This window comes from Vibrio sp. IB15 (assembly GCF_016406055.1).
Lineage (GTDB): Bacteria > Pseudomonadota > Gammaproteobacteria > Enterobacterales > Vibrionaceae > Vibrio > Vibrio chagasii.
The window spans coordinates 29,274-48,263 of record NZ_JAEFCE010000018.1; the positions used below are offsets into that span (position 1 = coordinate 29,274).

Annotated in this window: 15 protein-coding genes and 1 pseudogene; 8 read left to right on the top strand and 8 right to left on the bottom strand. The window is 43.6% G+C overall.

Features of this window, described 5'->3' with window-relative positions; genetic code table 11:
- The first annotated feature begins 42 nt into the window (after positions 1 to 42).
- Both JC606_RS09040 and JC606_RS09045 read left to right on the top strand, forming a co-directional pair.
- Complete coding sequence (locus JC606_RS09040; protein ID WP_198778455.1) at positions 43 to 528, top strand: GNAT family N-acetyltransferase; 486 nt, start codon at positions 43 to 45, stop codon at positions 526 to 528.
- Positions 529 to 654: 126 nt separating this feature from the next.
- Positions 655 to 1,380 (top strand): 2'-5' RNA ligase family protein, encoded by a 726-nt coding sequence (locus JC606_RS09045; RefSeq protein ID WP_017104905.1) that lies wholly within the window; start codon positions 655 to 657, stop codon positions 1,378 to 1,380.
- Between the two features lie 120 nt (positions 1,381 to 1,500).
- On the opposite strand, the gene JC606_RS09050 is transcribed toward JC606_RS09045, so the two are convergent.
- The 3 genes from JC606_RS09050 to JC606_RS09060 form a co-directional block, all read right to left on the bottom strand.
- Positions 1,501 to 2,295 carry an endonuclease I family protein gene (locus JC606_RS09050; protein ID WP_128165012.1) on the bottom strand — a complete coding sequence of 265 codons (795 nt, stop codon included), beginning with the start codon at positions 2,293 to 2,295 and terminating at the stop codon, positions 1,501 to 1,503.
- Between the two features lie 199 nt (positions 2,296 to 2,494).
- Entirely contained in the window at positions 2,495 to 3,742 is a 1,248-nt protein-coding gene (locus JC606_RS09055) for a hypothetical protein (RefSeq protein WP_198778456.1), read from the bottom strand.
- A 209-nt stretch (positions 3,743 to 3,951) separates the two neighbouring features.
- A complete protein-coding gene (locus tag JC606_RS09060; RefSeq protein WP_004737696.1) occupies positions 3,952 to 4,740 on the bottom strand; it encodes an AraC family transcriptional regulator in 789 nt (262 codons plus the stop codon).
- Between the two features lie 99 nt (positions 4,741 to 4,839).
- Here JC606_RS09060 and JC606_RS09065 point away from each other — a divergent pair, with 99 nt between their 5' ends.
- The 4 genes and pseudogenes from JC606_RS09065 to JC606_RS09080 all read left to right on the top strand — a co-directional run bounded on the left by JC606_RS09065 (position 4,840) and on the right by JC606_RS09080 (position 8,936).
- On the top strand, positions 4,840 to 5,733 hold the full coding sequence (locus JC606_RS09065; RefSeq protein ID WP_102350028.1) for a DMT family transporter: 894 nt from the start codon (positions 4,840 to 4,842) through the stop codon (positions 5,731 to 5,733).
- Between the two features lie 192 nt (positions 5,734 to 5,925).
- A pseudogene (locus JC606_RS23600) lies at positions 5,926 to 7,547 on the top strand (peptide ABC transporter substrate-binding protein).
- Between the two features lie 360 nt (positions 7,548 to 7,907).
- Entirely contained in the window at positions 7,908 to 8,411 is a 504-nt protein-coding gene (locus tag JC606_RS09075) for an acyl-CoA thioesterase (protein WP_004737700.1), read from the top strand.
- A gap of 279 nt (positions 8,412 to 8,690) precedes the next feature.
- Positions 8,691 to 8,936: a hypothetical protein gene (locus tag JC606_RS09080; RefSeq protein WP_032498029.1), complete on the top strand. Its 246-nt coding sequence runs from the start codon at positions 8,691 to 8,693 to the stop codon at positions 8,934 to 8,936.
- Between the two features lie 586 nt (positions 8,937 to 9,522).
- Here JC606_RS09080 and malG read toward each other — a convergent pair.
- From malG to malE, 3 genes are all read right to left on the bottom strand, one after another.
- Positions 9,523 to 10,413 carry a maltose ABC transporter permease MalG gene (gene malG, locus JC606_RS09085; protein WP_063525338.1) on the bottom strand — a complete coding sequence of 297 codons (891 nt, stop codon included), beginning with the start codon at positions 10,411 to 10,413 and terminating at the stop codon, positions 9,523 to 9,525.
- 11 nt (positions 10,414 to 10,424) lie between these two features.
- Positions 10,425 to 11,996: a maltose ABC transporter permease MalF gene (gene malF, locus JC606_RS09090; RefSeq protein WP_198778457.1), complete on the bottom strand. Its 1,572-nt coding sequence runs from the start codon at positions 11,994 to 11,996 to the stop codon at positions 10,425 to 10,427.
- Positions 11,997 to 12,077: 81 nt separating this feature from the next.
- Positions 12,078 to 13,262, bottom strand: a complete 1,185-nt coding sequence (gene malE / locus JC606_RS09095) for a maltose/maltodextrin ABC transporter substrate-binding protein MalE (RefSeq protein WP_137406240.1) — start codon at positions 13,260 to 13,262, stop codon at positions 12,078 to 12,080.
- A 655-nt stretch (positions 13,263 to 13,917) separates the two neighbouring features.
- Here malE and malK point away from each other — a divergent pair.
- A complete protein-coding gene (gene malK, locus JC606_RS09100; RefSeq protein ID WP_063525341.1) occupies positions 13,918 to 15,030 on the top strand; it encodes a maltose/maltodextrin ABC transporter ATP-binding protein MalK in 1,113 nt (370 codons plus the stop codon).
- Positions 15,031 to 15,241: 211 nt separating this feature from the next.
- Here malK and JC606_RS09105 read toward each other — a convergent pair whose 3' ends face one another.
- Entirely contained in the window at positions 15,242 to 15,442 is a 201-nt protein-coding gene (locus tag JC606_RS09105; RefSeq protein ID WP_137406239.1) for a restriction endonuclease subunit S, read from the bottom strand.
- Between the two features lie 212 nt (positions 15,443 to 15,654).
- Positions 15,655 to 17,571, bottom strand: coding sequence for a methyl-accepting chemotaxis protein (locus tag JC606_RS09110; RefSeq protein WP_198778458.1), 1,917 nt, complete (start codon positions 17,569 to 17,571; stop codon positions 15,655 to 15,657).
- Between the two features lie 455 nt (positions 17,572 to 18,026).
- On the opposite strand from JC606_RS09110, the gene JC606_RS09115 reads away from it, so the two are divergent.
- A complete protein-coding gene (locus tag JC606_RS09115) occupies positions 18,027 to 18,983 on the top strand; it encodes an AAA family ATPase (RefSeq protein WP_198778459.1) in 957 nt (318 codons plus the stop codon).
- Positions 18,984 to 18,990 lie beyond the last annotated feature (7 nt).

Here is an 18,990-nt window from a genome sequence, read left to right on the forward strand (position 1 = left end):
TCATGAGATCGCGACTTTATTTAGTACACCGCAAGGATATACATGATTAAACTTAGAGAAATGCGCCATGAAGAGTACCCCGCTTACTGCGACTATTTTATTGACGATTACAGCCGTGAAATAGCGAAAAACTATGGACACTCTATGGAGCGATCCGTTGAGCTAGCTCAAAAAGATCTACATCGTTGCTTTCCGAATGGCCTTGAAGGAAACGAGCATTCGCTTCTTTGTATTGAAGCTCAGTTAAGTGGACAACCATGCCTTGTCGGCTACCTTTGGCACTCCATTAATACAGAAGACAATTCTACCTTCATCTACGACTTCTACGTATCTAATTTGTACCGAGGTGCTGGCTATGGAAAGCAAGCTATGAGCCTATTAGAGCAGCAGCTTAAGGAGCATGGTATTGAACAAATAAAGTTGAGAGTTGCGTACCATAATGAAAGAGCACTGAAACTCTACCAAGCAGTGGGCTTCTCTATTACTGGTTTTAATATGTCTAAGAAAATAGGAGCGGTTGAAGCCTAAACCCACACAACCGAGTAATGGAACAGCTAAACATAATATTTGAGTGAGGATACATTTTAAGCCACGCATCTCAATAGAATAAGTTCTGTACTCACCTTTTGTCTTAATAAGTATCTAAGGAAGCCTGTGAGCAAAGAGATTTATGACAAGATGTGGCAACGCTTTAAAGTTGCATCTGAAACCGACCAATATGAACTAGATGCACATCTATTAGATCTCCCCAACGACACTCGAAGAGGGATCACTGCTCTAGCCTATCTAAAACAAGGCAATAATGCTCTTCTCGATGAAATATTGAGATTTCAAGAAGCAGTACACATACACGAACCCGACCAATATTATCATCCTAGGGAGGAGTTGCATTTAACCATTCTTTCCATCATTTCATGCGTTGCTAACTTTGAAATTACTCAGGTTAATACTCAATCCTACATTGAGGTTTTCAATAAAGTTGTAGGTTCAATTGCACCCATTGAGATTGAATATAAAGGCATAAGTGCTTCTGAAAACTGTATCATCCTCCAAGGCTTTCCTATAGGTAATGGACTTGAACAGTTCCGAAACAAGTTACGTGAAGCGTTATTAGAAGAAGGGCTACGAGTCACTTTCGATAGTCGATACAAACAGGTCACTGCTCACAGCTCTTTGATTCGCTTTAGATCACCAATCAATAATGCTCAGCGACTTTTTAACCTCTGTGAGCAATATCGAAATCATACGTTTGGTCGGATTACTCTTAATGACTTCGAACTGGTTTTCAATAACTGGTACCAACACCTGGATATCACTCAATCGTTATCTAGAACCTGCATATCACTCAATACAAACACAAAGAGCTTAGCTGAAGCTTAACGACGTTGCTTATCGATACACTAAGTGTTCTCTACTGCAAATAGCACTCACTAATAAAGTGTTCGCAAGATAAAAAGCCATCACTAGGATGGCTTCATTGCATTGACTTCAGTTTATGTATCAACCATTACAGCGGCTGTCATATATGTCATTTACCCAGCTTGGATTATCAATGAACGGGTTGCGGTTGCCTTGCCATTTAACAGCTTTTTCATGGCGATTACGTTCCCAATCATCGACAGGGTCGGCGTTATGCCATTGCAGTAATGTACACAGCTTTCCAACCTTAGGTTGCCCTGAAGAACTCGACGTGTCATCAACTAAGTACAAGTCCGGCATTTTCGCGTTATTTCCTTCATAGCGCACCGCCATGTAAAAAAGCGAACGAGCAGTATCCCCTTTCACTGCGTCACGAGGTTCAAAGCTGTCGTAATCCGTCTTGTTAAGCGGCGACTTTTTCAATGGCGCTCCACCAAAATCAAAGTCTTTGTTCGACCGGATAGAGTTAATCTCTGCGTCGGTTGGTTGAAGATGGTGAATGTCGGTATAACCCCACTGATCTTTGCGCTTGAATCCAAAAGATTTTGGCCAAAGATGTTCACGGTTCCAAGCATTCTTGTCGTTGTTACCTGATGACGTAAAGTCTTTGGATTGTGAACGACCGCTATAATACAAAATCACATTGTTCGGATTATTCGGATCTTCGTTGGTGTCTTTCAATGCAGACCACACCTGAGTGTAAGTGAGTTGCTTTTGCCCGCGAGCAGCAATCACACCAAGCATATCTTTTAAGGCATTACCGCTTAGCCCTTCAGCTTCAAGGTAGTAACCATCAGGGTAGCTAGTATTAGCTAGCGCAACTGGACTAAGAGCCGTCGAAATCAGCAAGAGGCTTAGATTTAAACGCATTTTCATTGTTTTTATTATCCTTGTTATTGTTGTTATTCACCCACCATTGATGAGTGCCCCCATACTCTACAAAACACAATTTATATGCAATTAGTTTGTTTTGAAAATAATATGGGTGGTGCAATAAAATAGCCGAACGCATTCTTCATTTGCGTTCGGCTAATACTCATTTGATTAGGTTGTGGGGCAAAGTGCGACAGTAAACCTACTGCGTCAAGTCAGCTTTAATCTGGTCAACTTGATTCACCAGAGAAGTATCCTGGAAATATTCACTATGTGTTTTCCCTAAGTACAGCTTCTTGTTTTTAACGCGTTGATCCAACTTATCTTTAATAACGGTGCCTTGTACCAACTTGTTGTTTAACTCGTTGGCGATAGCAGAGCTGTCTAATACTTTGTTTCCTTTCGTATCATAATAACGAACTTTGCCGATATTCTTATCAAATGGGTCGCAATACGCAGCACCTAAGTCACCGTCACCAATAATGCGTTTGTATTGAGCTTCGCTGATTGGCTTCTCTTGATTTGAGACCAGCTGGCTTCCTCGAACACACCAGTTAATTCGAGTACCTACATCTGGGAAATACGCAGAAATTAAGTTAATGGCATAATATGTATCAGGGTCTGACGATTTTGACTTCCCATATCTATCAATCACCTTACCGCCCACAACTTGGTACTCAACTTTCCCATTGTCATAAGACTCCAAAAAGTAGCTGTTTCTAAACATCTTGCTGAAACTGACGTTATCAACAGAACGCCCGCTATCAGATTTAAAGCTTTTCAGTTGTTGTTTATGCTGAATACTACCCGTTGTAATGTTGGTCACGAGACCAATCACTGTGTTTTTCGCAGAATCAGTTTGCCAAGCGGTGTAGTTACTTATGTTTTGTTGAGGTGTGTTTGTAGTAGCATCGGCGTCAACACTGTACTTATAACGAAGCTCAGTAATTTCTTCGCCAACTTTGCTTTCTTTAGCATACGATTTGTAGCGGCGAGCTTCGCAATCTTGAAAATTTGCATCATAGTAAAAATAGCTTATCCAATCTTTTGCTTCGATCGTTTGCTTGGTGTTAACGATATTCTCTACTCTACCGTCTGCGAGATAAATGCCACGGAAGTCTTTAAGATCTTTTCGTTGCTTAGCCGATAGCCCCTTGTTAAATTCATCTTCCCAACCAATACTATAAATGTTGAACAGGTTCAGGGACTTTTCGCACTGTTTGATATCAGTGCTACCAATGGTATTTTCCGAATACATAGCAGGTCTGCTAGCGAATTTCTTTGCTGCATCATCTTTGGGATCAGCCACGCTACCTTTGGCGGGAGTGACCGACATTTGAGGCACTACGGTTTGTTTCTTTTGAGTCGGGGGTGTCGAACCGCCGCCACCACCTCCGCATGCAGTAAGTGTGGCAACTAACACTGATATGATTGAGATTTGGAACTTCAAGGTTTTCCTCGATACGTTGAGCAAGTGGTAAATAAATCATCACCGAATTACCGAAAGAAAACTAAACGCTTATATAACCAAATTAAAACCATAAAAGAATCAGGTCTAGAATCAAGCTAAAATCAATTGAGTTTAGCCAAATAAAACAATGGTTTAGATATAAAATTCATAACCTCCACACTGTTAATCGAAGGAATTAACTAAACCTATTACAACAAACGGTTCTTATACTGCTCGGGAGTTTGTCCTGAATACTTCTTGAACATACTGATGAAAGGACTGGCTTGGTTGTAGCCTAACGTAAGCGCAACTTCTTTAACCGACTGCCCATTTCTTAGCAGATCCATTGAGTATAAATAACGAACGCGCAATCGCCATTCAGTAAAACTCATACCCAATTCACTTTGGCAATGACGCGACAAAGTGCGCTCGGTAGCATGGACTTTCTCCGCCCAATCTTTCAACGAAATCTCATCCGTTGGGTTCTCTTCTATCGCCGCTAAAATAGGCGCAAGGTATTTGTTGTCGGTTGACGGTAGGAAGTGGTGTTCAACTTGACGCTCTGCGAGTTGATCCAATAAGACCTGGACCAATCTCTTATCTGGTTCAGTTTGTGCAACGTTAATATCACGCTGACGAAAGTCATCAATGATCGAAGAGACTATCGGCGTGATCTTAATAAGGCTGGTCTTTTCTGGAAGGTGCTGAGTTAACTCTGGGGCGATATTCAGTGAGCAGTAATCAAGTGGTTTACGGTTATAACTGCAGTGCCTAACCCCTGCTGGCACCCAAATTGCGAGATGTGGCGGTGCCAAGAAACGAGTTCCCTCTGCCTCCATTTCAAGAATCCCACCACTGATCAACTGAACCTGTCCCCAAGGGTGACTGTGGACACGCGTTTCAGTATTCGATAAGAACGCTTCAAAATTCATAAATACGTTGGATGGTGCCTTATCAATTGATAAGGATGGGTGAAGGTTTCTTGGGTGTTTTTTCAAACTTGTCTTCCTATCGCGCCTGATGTCTTTTTAAAGATATCTGTAAGTATAACGACCTGTCAAACTAGCCGCATCAACTCATTTTGCGATGGAATTCACATGCATTATCTTTTACCTTTTTTCACAGTCTGTATCTGGGGTGCCAATGCGATAGTCAACAAGCTCGCTGCAAGCACCATCGAACCAAGCGCGATGAGTTTTTACCGTTGGTTTATTGCGATGTTAATTCTGACTCCTTTTTGCATTCGCTCGGTAATCAAACAATGGCCAATCATTAAACCTAACTTAACAAAGCTGGCTTTCCTTGGCTTTCTAGGCATGGTGTTGAACCAATCTTTAGGTTACTACGCAGGCTTAACCACTTCCGCTTCGAACATGGCTTTGATTACATCATTAGTGCCATTGATCAGCGTATTCCTTAGCGTGCCACTGCTTAACAAGTCGATTTCAAGTTTGAGTATTGTGGGCGGTGTGTTGTCTCTATCAGGCTTAGCATTAATGCTTGGTAAAGGCGATCCCCTATTCTTCATCCATCAAGAGTTAACGCAAGGCGATGGCTACATGTTAATCGCAGCTTGTGTGTATGCTTCTTACTGCGTGTTGCTAAAACGTTGGAAAATGCCGATAAGCAATTGGGTTGTCATCTACATGCAAGGGATATTCGCGGTCGCGATGTTGGCTCCACTTTGGCTAACGAGCGATCAGCTAGTACCTTCACAACAAGCCATTCCTTTGATTGCTTACGCAGCTGTAGCGGCTTCTATTTTAGCACCTTGGATGTGGGTCAAAGCGATTGACACGATTGGCGCTGATTCAAGTGCGATGTTCATGAACTTAATGCCTGTAGTCGCGATTGTATTGGCATCGACATGGTTAGGCGAAGAGATTAACCAGTTCCATATCATTGGCGGTATCATGGTCGTTTCTGGTGTTATCCTTGCTCAAGTAAAAAGAAAACCAAGACTGGAAGCGCCACTACCTCAACAAAGTTAAGTAGAGTTCCCATACTTTAAGCTTCCTACACACGAACAAGTTCCACTTAACAATGCCTGCGTTACTCCGCAGGCATTTTCGTTTTGTTCACACCGCTTTCAAATTCCGTTAATGCACACTTGCTGTATTGCAGCCTGTGTCCGAGTCATGTTTAATGCATTGAGTACTGTTTAAGTTGTAAAAGGAATTACAATGATTCAACCAAAGCTACCTCTGCTTATCTCATCGCTTATCGCTCTCTCTTCGACTTCAGCTATTGCTGCTTCTGTACCCTCTAGCACTTCACTCGCCAAAGAACAGCATTTTGTTCGTGGGAATGGTGCAGAGCCAAATACGCTAGACCCTAGCTTCGTCAACTCAGGCATGCCAGGAGATATTATCGTCAACGATATGTTTGAAGGCTTTGTTATCGAGAACAGCGATGGACAAATAATTCCGGGACAAGCTGACAGTTGGAGGTTCAGCGACGGGGGAAAGACGGTCACATTCGTTTTAAAAGATGGTCTGAAGTGGTCAAATGGTGATCCTGTGACCGCAGCAGACTTTGTGTTTGGTTGGCAACGTGCCGTGTCTCCTAAAACGGGCAATAACACCGGTTTTGTTTTCTCGACGGCAAATATCGTCAACGCCAGTGAAATTCTATCTGGAGACAAAGATCCCTCAGAGTTGGGGATTAAAGCACTGGACGAGCGCACGGTAGAGATCTCTTTATCGAAACCTACTCCCTACTTCATGAGTTTAATGAGTATTAAAACCTTCTTCCCTCTTCCACTAAATTGGTTGAAGAGAAAGGAGATCAATGGACTCGTGCGGAAAACATCACGACCAATGGTGCTTACACTCTCAGTAAATGGGTTCCCAATGAATACGTCGAAGTGACGAGAAACCCAAACTATTGGGATAACGATTCAACGGTTATTAATAAGGTAACCTACCTAGGTTTATCATCTCAAAACGCCGAGCTTATTCGTTATCAGTCCGGTGAGATTGATATGACCAATCGCGTGCAGCTTGAGTACTACCAAAAACTTGTCAAAGAGAGCCCTGAGCAAATTAAAGCGCAAGCTTTGCTAGGTTCTTACGTCTACTCGTTCAACACGCGTCAGGCGCCATTTGATGATGTCAGAGTACGTCAAGCACTAAGCATGGCCGTAGACCGTGAGATACTAGTAGATAAGGTAACAGGGCAAGATGAACCCGAAGCCTACAGCGTGACCCCGAATAATATTCCTAACTACACGGCGCCGAAATCAGTATTTGAAGCATTAAATAGTGTCGAACGCCAAGCCAAAGCGAAACAACTACTTGAAGACGCTGGGTACAACGAAGCAAACCCTCTGAAATTCACACTCACCTACAACACCAGCGAGAACCACAAAAAGATCGCCATAGCAATTGCCTCTATGTGGAAGCCACTCGGGGTAAACGTTGAATTACAAAACATGGAATGGAAAGCATACGTAGCAGCAAAAGGAACCGGAGACTATCAACTTGCTCGTTCATGGGCATTTGGCGATTACCCGGAACCCTCTGCTCTTCTAGAAGCATTCACTTGCAATCACACAGCAAACGAAAGTGGTTTTTGTAACCCCAACTTCGATGAGCTTTTACAGCAAGCGAGTAAGACCGAAGATCAGGCTAATCGCTTTGCTTTATATCAGCATGCCGAATCGCTATTGAACAAATCTGCAGCAGTTATGCCTTTATATCACTACAATCACACTCGATTAGTGCGAAATACCCTCAAAGGCTTCCCAAACAACAATCCGAAAGGAAATATCTACGCTAAGGATCTATACTTCATACAACAGTAAAAGTGAGCTCAACAATAAAGACTTTTAACTACCACTTTAGTGGTAATGAAGATAGAATTACTTTAACGAACCAGATAAAACAACGGTTAGTTGGCTAACATTATAAAGGTACCGCGATGAGTACCTAGCGGCTTAAAAACACCTAGCACTGCGCTAGGTGTTTTTTTCAGTATCGAACTCCATGAGCCTATTCCACTACCTCATAAGCCCAACAAACAACAACCTTCACCTGCTTGTCATCCGTTTGAAAAAATACTCGTAACCTTGAGATTATCCGCTTTAAATTATGTCGTCTTAAGTATATTGTTATTAGCAAGTAACACGCATGTTATGCAATAAAATAATAATGAAGGAAGACACATGAGCAGTAACAATAGCCGACAGGATGGTAAACGAGACGTTACTCTGCGTTTTTTAGCTGAACCCGGGGATGTGAACTTTGGTGGTAAAGTTCATGGTGGCGCAGCAATGAAATGGATCGATTTAGCGGCCTATGCTTGCTCTGCAGGATGGAGTGGTAAATATTGCATTACAGCCTACGCTGGTGGTATCCGATTTGTTGCCCCAATCCATGTAGGTAACTTGGTAGAAGTAAGTGCAAAAGTCATCTATACCGGTTCCTCTTCTATGCATATTGCTATCGATGTACAAGCCAGCGATCCTAAAGAATTGAATAACCGACTAACCACTCACTGTATCGTTATTATGGTTGCAGTGGATGAAAATGGTAACCCGACTAAAGTTCCAGAATGGATTCCAGAAACACCAGAAGACATCGAACTAAGAGATTCAGCTATTCGCCTTATGAACATGCGTAAGCAGATCGGTGAAGAGATGGAAGCGCACGTGAAGTACCTGAAATAAGGTTAACCATTAGCCCTACATTATCATTTAACAGCTATTTTTCAGCCCAAATAGTTTCAATGCCAGGCACTCGCTTGGCATTCGTTTGTCTAACCCTACCTTCCTATCTAATAAGCCCCAAAAGCACTCTGTTACGCCCATAGAACGTGATTCTCAGCCAACACTTAGAATGAATTGCCCTAAGCTCAATGATTTATTTTGACTGTAATAAAGTCGTCATTTTGCTCTGGTTAAATACCGCCAATCATAATGGATGTATTAAATTTCCCGGAGCCACACTTGAGCGTCACACGCCCCACTCTTAGCGAAGCTACACTGAACAATTTGAAGGCTGTTGAGTACCAATGGGTTAGAACTTTGTACGTCGAAGGCTACGACAGTAATGAGATCAACCACTACATCCAAACCTGTTTCGGCGGTGACTCGACGTTTGCGGACCTGTTTCGTCGCGTGGCCTTGGATCAAGAAAGTATCTATGTATTACTGCAACACCTTGGATGCGCTCCTTCGAGTAAAGAGTTCTAACTAAATACTCAACCAAACACTTCACAAAACTAATACCCAAAACACCTTATATAAGCACATGAAATAACGAGCAAAAGCTCTAATAGGGACAATTGTGTCTATGTCCTTTTTTTATGCAATATCTATAGTTGTTGCATACAAATCATTGAAGTATCACGCAATGGAATATTAGCAATATATCAATAGACTAATAGCCCCTTATACTGAATGTCTGATTTGTGAGACTAGTTCATTTCCTCAAGTAACCGAGATGATGCAGTCAATGTTTAGGAGAGAAGTGACTCGAAACTTTGAATACTTAAGCCGTTGTAAACATAACAACCGCGCTGGGTAGACAGTTAACGAGTAAAGCTGACACAAAGGTAAGATTAACAACAGCAGGCATAAAAAAACCCAAGTAAATACCTGGGTTAGAGTTACAAAAACCACTAATCATTAATAGCGTAAGGAACCTGATTAGTAGCCAGCTATGCGTAACCTGAGGGTTATTTTTATTACTGATCGGCGACCAAACCAAATGATGTAATAAAAATGCCAATATAGAGCGACCTAATGGTCGCTCTTTTTCTTTCTTATAGGATACAGCTTATCCTTTTACACCACCTGCCGTCAAACCGCCAACTAACCAACGTTGAGCAAGTAAGAACACGATAGTGATAGGAAGCGCTGAAAGTACAGCCGCTGCCGCAAAGTCACCCCATAAGTAGTTCTGAGGATATAGGTATTGCTGCATACCTACTGCTAGCGTGTAAGAGTTCACATCGGTAAGTAGGATAGACGCTACTGGAACCTCACCAACTGTCGCAATGAAAGATAGGATAAACACAACAGCTAGAATTGGCACAGACAGTGGAAGTAGAACCAGTCTGAATGCTTGCCATGGCGTTGCACCGTCTAGTGCTGCCGCTTCTTCTAGAGAGTTATCAATCGTCTCAAAATAGCCTTTGATCGTCCATACGTGTAGTGCGATACCGCCTAAGTAAGAGAAGATCAAACCACCGTGCGTATTCAAGCCTAAGAACGGTACGTATTGTCCAAGTTTGTCGAACAGTGCGTAAATTGCCACAAGAGCCAATACCGCAGGGAACATTTGGAAAATCATCATCGCTTTCAGGATTGTGTTCTTACCTTTAAAGCGCATACGAGCAAACGCGTAAGCTGATGTCGTAGACAGTGCCACAATCAGAATCGATGTAATACCCGCAACTTTCACAGAGTTCCACAACCAAGTCAGTACTGGGAATGGTGGTGTTGTTACCGAACCATCGGCGTTTGTTACTGAGATGCCTAGTGCAAGTTTCCAGTGCTCCAGCGATGGATTATCTGGAATCAAACTACCCGTTGCGAAGTTACCTTCACGGAACGAGATCGCGATGATCATCAGTAGTGGGAAGATAATCATTGCCAGGAAGCACCACAACAGTGCATGTGTTGCCCACACTCGGTATTTAAGGCCTTTACCTTGTACCATAGCCATTGTCGTGCTCCTTAATCTTGAGACAGTTTAGTGAAACGAAGGTTTAGTAACGCTAGTGCACCAACCAATAGGAAGATAAGCGTCGCGATAGCACTTGCTAGACCAAAGTCTTGACCGCCGCCGCCTTCGAATGCAATTCGGTAGGTGTAGCTTACAAGCAAGTCTGTGTAACCCGCTGGCTCAGAAGTACCAATCATGTTCGGGCCACCGTTTGTCAATAATTGAATCATTACGAAGTTGTTGAAGTTAAAGGCAAACGCTGCAATCAGTAGCGGTGTTAGCGGCTTAATCATCAATGGGAACGTGATACGCTTGAAGTTATCCAAGAAGTTCGCACCATCGATTGCTGACGCTTCGTATAGGTCATCAGGAATCGCTTTAAGCAGACCCATACACAGAATCATCATGTAAGGGAAACCTAGCCATGTGTTTACAATCAACACCATGGTTTTCGCAAGAATCGGGTCAGAGAACCAGTTCGGGCTTAGACCGAAGATATTCTCAAGTACCATGTTGATCTCACCAAAGCTCTGGTTGAATAGACCTTTAAAGATAAGAATCGAGATAAACGCTGGTACTGCATAAGGCAGAATCAGTAGAACTCGGTAAACGGAACGGCCTTTCAGCTCTTCCCACTGTACGATGTTTGCAAGTACAAGACCGATAATCAGTGTGAACGCCACAGTACATACAGAGAAAATAACCGTCCAAATGAAGATGCTGATGAAAGGTTCTTTAATACCGTCATCTTTCCATACACGTTCAAAGTTGTGCGTACCGATGCCAACGACGAAGCCAGGAGAAATAATGTTACCAGTAAACTCACCGTTTGCATCAACAGGTTGGTAGAAACCGACTTCCATATTTGGCTTTAATACATCACCAGTTTCGTTGTTAACCAGTGTTTCACCATCTTCTTGTAGTGTGTAAAGCGGAGCAACAGAGGCAAACTTACGTAAACCGCTCATGCGGATGTCATCGCCGTTTGGCAAATGGAAGTCTACGCTACTGATCGCAGCTCTGTTTTGAATGATCGCTTTGATCTTCTCTTTTTCACCTTGAGTCGACTCGATAGCCGATAGGTCCATATCTGTCGCTGTCATGCCTCCTAACGAAAATACTTCAGTCGCTAACAGTTGATCGCCATCTTTAACCACGATTTGATGGCCGTTATCTGTTTTGTACAAAGTGAATGGGTAGCTTTCGCCGCTTTGGAAAGAGCGGTCTAAAAGAACGGTTTGAGTACGTTCTAGAGAAAGTTGGTTTTTTGAGCTGTAGTTAGTAAACGCAAGCCCAACGGTGTATGCCAATGGGAAAAGAATGAACAAGATCATTCCGGCAATACCCGGGTAAATATAACGGTGGGCGTAAGTTTTCTTACTACCAAAAATGTAAAGAGCTAAAGCCGTTAAGATCACTGTAAGCAGCGCAAAAGCGAGCTCACCGCGAGAATACATTAGAATTGTAGCGTAGCCATTAATTAAGCCAACGCTACCAAGCAACCCCCATTTGATGAAGACGCTTTTACTGCCTGGAAGGCTTGATGGTGCTGGGATAGCATCTGTACCTTGAACTGACTGCATAGAGGAACCTGCTAGCGATATAGATAAAAAATAGAAAAATAAGGAGAGGTTGCCCTCTCCTTAAAAGGTAGTGCTTAGTTATTACTTAGTCATGCGAGCTTCAGCACCTTTCAGCGCTTGGTCTACTGTTTGACGACCATCAACTACGTTGCCGATCGCTTCTTCCATGCTGTACCAGAACGTTGTGAACTGAGGGATGTTAGGCATGATTTCGCCGTTCATCGCGTTGTCCATTGTCGCTGCGATACGAGTGTCGCTGTCTAGTTGACGTTGGAAAGAGTTTAGAGCAACAGCGCCAAGTGGTTTATCGTCGTTCAGGCTCTTCATACCTTCATCAGTCAGTAGGTAGTTTTCCATGAACTCAACCGCTAGGTCACGGTTTGGAGAAGCTGTGCTGATACCACCAGCCCATACGCCAACGAAAGGTTTAGATGCTTTACCGTTGAACTTAGGTAGAGTTGCTACGCCGTAGTCTACGCCAGCTTTCTCGATGTTTGCCCAGCCCCAAGGACCGTTGATTGTCATTGCAACGTTACCTGCAACGAACTCAGACTCCGCTACTGAGTAGTCCATGTCTGCAGAGATAACTTTGTCTTGTACCATTTTCTCGATGAAACCTAGTGACTTCTGAACACCTTCAGTCGCTACGCCTGCATCTTTAATGTCGTAACCTTCAGCAACCTGTTTGAATGCGTAACCGCCGTCAGCTGCTAGTAGAGGCCATGTGAAGTATGCGCCACCACGTAGAGGCCACATGATCGCTTTCTTACCTTCTTTTTGAAGTTCAGCGTTAAGTGCTGGGATTTCTTCCCAAGACTTAGGTGGGTTAGGAACAAGTGCTTTGTTGTAGATTAGAGAAACTGACTCAACAGCAACTGGGTAAGCGATTGTTTTACCCTCGTAAGAAACTGCGTCCCATGCGAAGTCTACGATACCTTCTTTTGTTTCTTTAGAAGGTTTGATATCAACAAGAAGGCCCGCTTCTGCAAAACCACCAAAACGGTCGTGTGCGTAGAAAATCATATCTGGGCCGTCACCAGCCGCTGCAACTTGAGAGAACTTCTCTTCTAGTTTGTCAGGGAAAGCTACTGTTACTTTAACGCCAGTGTCTTCTTCAAAGCGTTTACCTACTTCAGCCATCCCTTCGTAAGCTTTGTCACCACCTATCCAGATTGTTAGTTGTCCTTCTTCGATAGCAGCGTTTGCACCAAAAGAACCCAATGCAACTAATGTACCTAGAGCTACAGCGCTTAGAGCGTTTTTCATGTTAATATCCTTTTTATACTTATACGTAGGGCACATCAGCCAATACGAGCCAGTTATCGACAGTTATGATCTGAGAAAACACTCACTAGCTCATCATCCTAGCCACTACGCCCTAGCTATTATGGCTTAAATTCGTGATCACCATCCGGTCAGATTAGAGACTAAAATCACAAAAAACGCACTCAGCGTGATCGGCATCACCGTTATCCGGTGAATTTATTTGAACTGGATCGCTAATTATTATTGAGCTCATTTATCTACTCATCCCCTCCTACTCCCCCTAGTTAATTTTCCATTAGGAGGATGTGCGCTTACGCTAATTCACCGAGACTACGTTCATCCGAGAGTGGATAGTGAGAACTCTTTCCCAGCGAGTATTATGTGTATCGCATGATTCATTAAGCTGGCTTAGCTGCCCGCTGTTGTCTTTATTAGGCACAAGCTAAACCTGTGATGGAATCACGGGGGAGGTTTAGCTTGTTGTGGGGGAAATAGGCATCAGTTTGGCAATGACGGGGGGGCTTGGGTAACGATTCAAGCCCCACCCACTTTTTTTACTCACTCAGTACTTACCAATTCCTACAGTTACTGCTGGCCCACAAATTTCTTATAATGATAAGCAGTACAACTTAAAATTTGATCGAGGACGAGCTAGATGGCGAGTGTCACTTTAAAAAACGTTTATAAATCATATGGCGATGTACAGATTTCTAAGGACGTAAACTTAGAGATCAACGAAGGTGAATTCGTCGTATTCGTTGGACCATCAGGCTGTGGTAAATCGACGTTGTTACGTTGTATCGCAGGTCTAGAAGACATCACTTCAGGTGATTTGTACATTGGCGATGAGCGTATGAACGACGTTGAGCCATCAAAGCGTGGCGTAGGTATGGTATTCCAATCATACGCGCTATACCCTCACCTAAACCTTTACGACAACATGTCTTTTGGCCTTAAGCTAGCGAAAGCGGATAAAGCTGAAATCGATAAGCGTGTTGAACATGCAGCTGAAATCCTGCAGCTTGGTCACCTACTAGAGCGTCAACCTAAAGCGCTTTCTGGTGGTCAACGTCAGCGTGTTGCGATTGGTCGAACACTGGTTTCTCAACCAAACGTATTCCTACTGGATGAGCCGTTATCTAACCTAGATGCTGCACTTCGTGTTCAAATGCGTTCACAAATCACGAAACTACAGCGTCAGCTTGGCTGCACCATGATCTACGTTACCCACGACCAAGTGGAAGCGATGACAATGGCTGACAAAATCGTTGTTCTTGATGGCGGTTACGTATCTCAAGTGGGTAAGCCACTGGACCTTTACCACTACCCTCAAAACCGTTTTGTTGCAGGCTTCATTGGCTCACCTAAGATGAACTTTATGTCAGTTCATATCGAGCAAGCTGAAGCAGAGCGCGTACTGGTTCAACTTTCAAACGGCACGACTTTCTGGATTCCAGTTGATGGCACAACCGTTAACGTGGGTGACCGTATGTCTCTGGGTGTTCGTCCTGAGCACTTGATGTCTGCTGACCAGGGCGATGCAACGATCGAAGGCGACGTAATGATCGTTGAGAAACTAGGCAACGAAACTCAGGTTTACCTGAACCTTGAAAGTGCTGATGCAGACGTTATCTACCGTCAACCAGACACACTAACTTTAGAGCCTGGCGACAAGCTTGCTATCGGTATCCCAGCCCACCGTTGTCACCTTTTCCACAGCGATGGCAAAGCATGTCGTCGCCTGTACAAAGAGTACGGCACCGAATAAGCGCTAAGCCTTTAGGATATTGCTTGCTCAATTTAAATCCCTCTTACGCTGTAAGCGGGATTTTTCTTTAGATTCAACCTATATCAGTAAACAACAAAAACCAGTAAGCAATAAAAAAGGCCTAGCGAGTGCTAGACCTTTATTTGTTCTGTTTGAGCCTTAGCCCAACCAATCACTTAACAGTTTCACCTAAAATAGGTCTGTTTCAAGCTTAGTGGATTGGCGTATCATTCTTTTTGTTGAACTGACCAAAGTGCGCTTCTAATACTTCAGGTGTCAGTTTGCCTTCCGCTTCTAGTCGCTTAAATTCAGCAACGATCGCTTTTTGCTCTTCAAGTGACGGCAGTTTTACCTCAGGCTCATCGCCCATCTCTTGAGTAATCTGCTCTAGTTTTTTTTCAAAATCGCTCATGATACATACTTACCTAAATATTGAACCTAATCAGATTTTACTCATTTCCGCTCTATGATGCTAGGTTGATTGAAAGCAAAGCCCGAAACCAGATCAAGCTAAATGCAGTTAGAAGCAAATGAGCCCACCAATAAAAAGAGCCGGATTCACGATGAAATGAATCCAGCTCTTCGTCTATATCACTTTCTTAGCCATGTTACCGCTTGAAAGGGTTAAAGCTTGAATGAACCAACCATCTTATCTAGGCGAGAAGACAAGTCACGAAGCTCTTGGCTCGCTTCAGCAAGTTGCTCAGCTGTGCCTGTTGTAACTTCGTTAATCGCGTTGATCTCTTCGATGTTCTGGTTAATGGTGTGAACCACCGTTGATTGCTCTTCAGTTGCTGTTGCGACTTGCGTGTTACGGTCAGAGATATCAACAATACGGTCAGAAATACCGCCCAATACATCGACCGCTTCATCTGATGCTGATACACCTTCAAGCGTAATCACTTTGCCCGCACTCATTGCGGTTACCGCATCTTTTGCATCGCTTTGCAGTTGGTTGATCATCTTCTGAATCTCTTCCGTTGAATCCGCAGTTCGACTTGCTAAGTTACGAACTTCATCCGCTACAACCGCAAAACCACGACCTTGCTCACCGGCACGCGCAGCTTCAATCGCAGCGTTCAATGCAAGTAAGTTGGTTTGCTCTGAAATATCACGGATAACACCCAGAATAGAGCCAATGTCTTGCGTTGTTGAAGCAAGCTGCTCAACTACTTGACCTGTACTTTCGATGTCTTGTGCCAAACGGCTAATCGCATCTTTTGCTTTATTCACTACAGAACGGCCAACTTCTGTATTGCCTGAAGCCTGTGTTGCCGTTTCAGCAGCGGTTGCCGCGTTCGATGCAATCTCGCTGATGGTCATGCCCATCTGGTTGATTGCAGCCACCACTTGGAGGGTCTGGTCACGTTGCTCTTGGCTATTGTCATGGGTGATATGTGCTTTGTTAGAAACGCTCTCCGCCGCCACTTGAAGCGCTTGGCTTGTAGAGCATACTTCTTTCATCGACTCGTGAATCTTCTCAATGAAGCCGTTGAAGCCTTTTGAAAGCTGAGCGATTTCATCATTGCCTTTCACTTCGATACGCTGTGCAAGGTCACCGTCACCTTCACCAAGGTCACTGAAACGCTTAGCAAGTAGCTTAATTGGCTGAGTAATGCTGTTTGCTAGCACTACGCCCATGAGGATAAATGCCAATGCCACAACCGCAGTCATGATAAGCATCTTTTGTGCTGTCTCATCGAGCTCAGCAAACACTTCCCCCGTTGGTACCACGCCAACAACAAACCAGTCCATTGAAGACACATACAAACTTGCGACAAACAGTTCTTGGCCTTGGCTTTCCGTTGTGATCAGGTTAAAGCTTGATTTATTCAAAAGTTGGTTAGCTTGAGGACCGTAAAGTTGTTGAAGAGAAGAATCACTGCGAGAACGCTCACGGTGAATCTGCACATCACCTTGGCTATCAGTCAAGAATACAAAACCAGTATTCTCAATTTTGAAGCCATTAAGCAAGCTCACCATGTCATCCATCGATTTTGAGAGACCAGACATCGCCAAACCAGAAGGCTGTTGGTAGTTAGCGAACATCTTCACTTCACCGTTGGCTTCTTGGAACATGCTCACCATGGTTGGCTGCCCAGATTGAGTAAAGCCAAAGAACCAACCATCTTGTTGTTGATTAAGCTGGCGTAGGAAGCCATTTTGGTTCCAGTAATACGCCGTTTGACGGTTTGCTACTGAAGCATCATTTAAGTTGTATTGGTTACGCACATTATTCAGTTGTTTAACCAACTTACTCTCTAACGCTGGATCGCGATCTGTCGACTCGATTGCATCAGAAATAAATTCATTTGAAGCAATTTGCTCAGCAGCCAGCAATAACTGGGAAACTTCACGGTCAATCTCACCATTGATTCGCTCTAGCATTCCAGGAAGTTCAATATTGACCAGTCGATGACTCAGTACATCTCGTGCTTGTTGCTGTGCCATCGCGCCAACAATAACCGTAGAGGCAAGAACCGCAAAAGTAATACCTAGTACTACCTTTTGCTTAATACTCAGAGAGTTAGTTTTAAACATATTTGGACCTTTAAAAAGAATCGCTCTTCATTTGTATCCCAAAAACAGGGCTTTTTAGTGCACTCTTAAGCTAAAATGCACAGTCTGAGTTATGTATCGACCAACACCCATAAATCTAAAGAGTCATATCTCAAAAATTTGCAAAACAATGTAATAAGCAAAATCATCAAAAATCGTACAGCATCGGCACACCAAATATGCAGTCATTCGACCTTCATCGACCCTCTACGCAATTAAAACTTCCACACACATACACAACTACCTCAGTAAGCACTTTGGTGTATAAACATCGATTGATATGGTAAAAACCACCTATCAAACGCGTTTCTCGCTAAGCGCTTGTAAATCATTCCAAATTTGAAAAAATAAATTACGTAGATGTACCGGAACTTTTTGCTTTCGAAAAGTGACCAATACTCACAATAAAAATCAAATGGATACCCAGAGAGTCCAAAATGCACAAAACGAATTTCGAAGTCCTTCAAAACTATTTAGAGTCTCAAATCATTGGTCAGCAAGAGCTCGTCAAACAACTGATGACCGCACTACTTGCTGATGGTCATATTCTGGTTGAAGGTCCTCCGGGGTTAGCGAAAACCCGTGCAGTCAAATCACTGGCTGATTGTGTTGAAGGGGATTTCCACCGCATTCAATTTACCCCTGACCTACTGCCTGCCGACCTGACGGGTACTGATATATTCCGACCAGAGACAGGGGAATTTACGTTCCAATCTGGGCCGATCTTTAACTCACTTATACTTGCGGATGAGATCAACCGTGCTCCTGCAAAAGTGCAAGCAGCAATGCTAGAAGCGATGGCAGAAAAACAAGTCACTGCAGGTCGAAAAACCTACGCCCTGCCAGACTTGTTTTTAGTGATGGCGACACAAAACCCGATTGAGCAAGAAGGCACATACCCACTGCCTGAAGCTCAATTAGACCGCTTCCTGCTGCACCTAGAAGTTGAATACCCAGACATGGAAAGCGAGCTTGAGATCCTGCGACTCAACCGCGGTGAAGCTCAAGGTAACGAATCGGTACAACCACAAGAAATCTCTCAGCAGACTATCTTTGAAGCGCGCCAAGAAGTACTCAATATCCACATGGCAGATACCATTGAACAGTACATCATCAGACTAGTAATGGCGACTCGCCAACCTAAGCAGTACAGCGACCAACTGGATCAGTGGCTAGATATGGGCGTAAGCCCGCGTGCGACCATTGCTCTCGACCGCTGCGCTCGTGCACATGCTTGGCTTGCAGGTCGCGACTATGTCACACCTCAAGATGTTCAAACGATGGCATTTCCTGTCTTGCGTCACCGCTTGCTTCGTAGCTACCACGCACAAGCTGAAGGTGTCACAGCAAACCAAGTGATTGCACACCTTATTTCGTTGGTTGGTAGCGCATAGGGACACG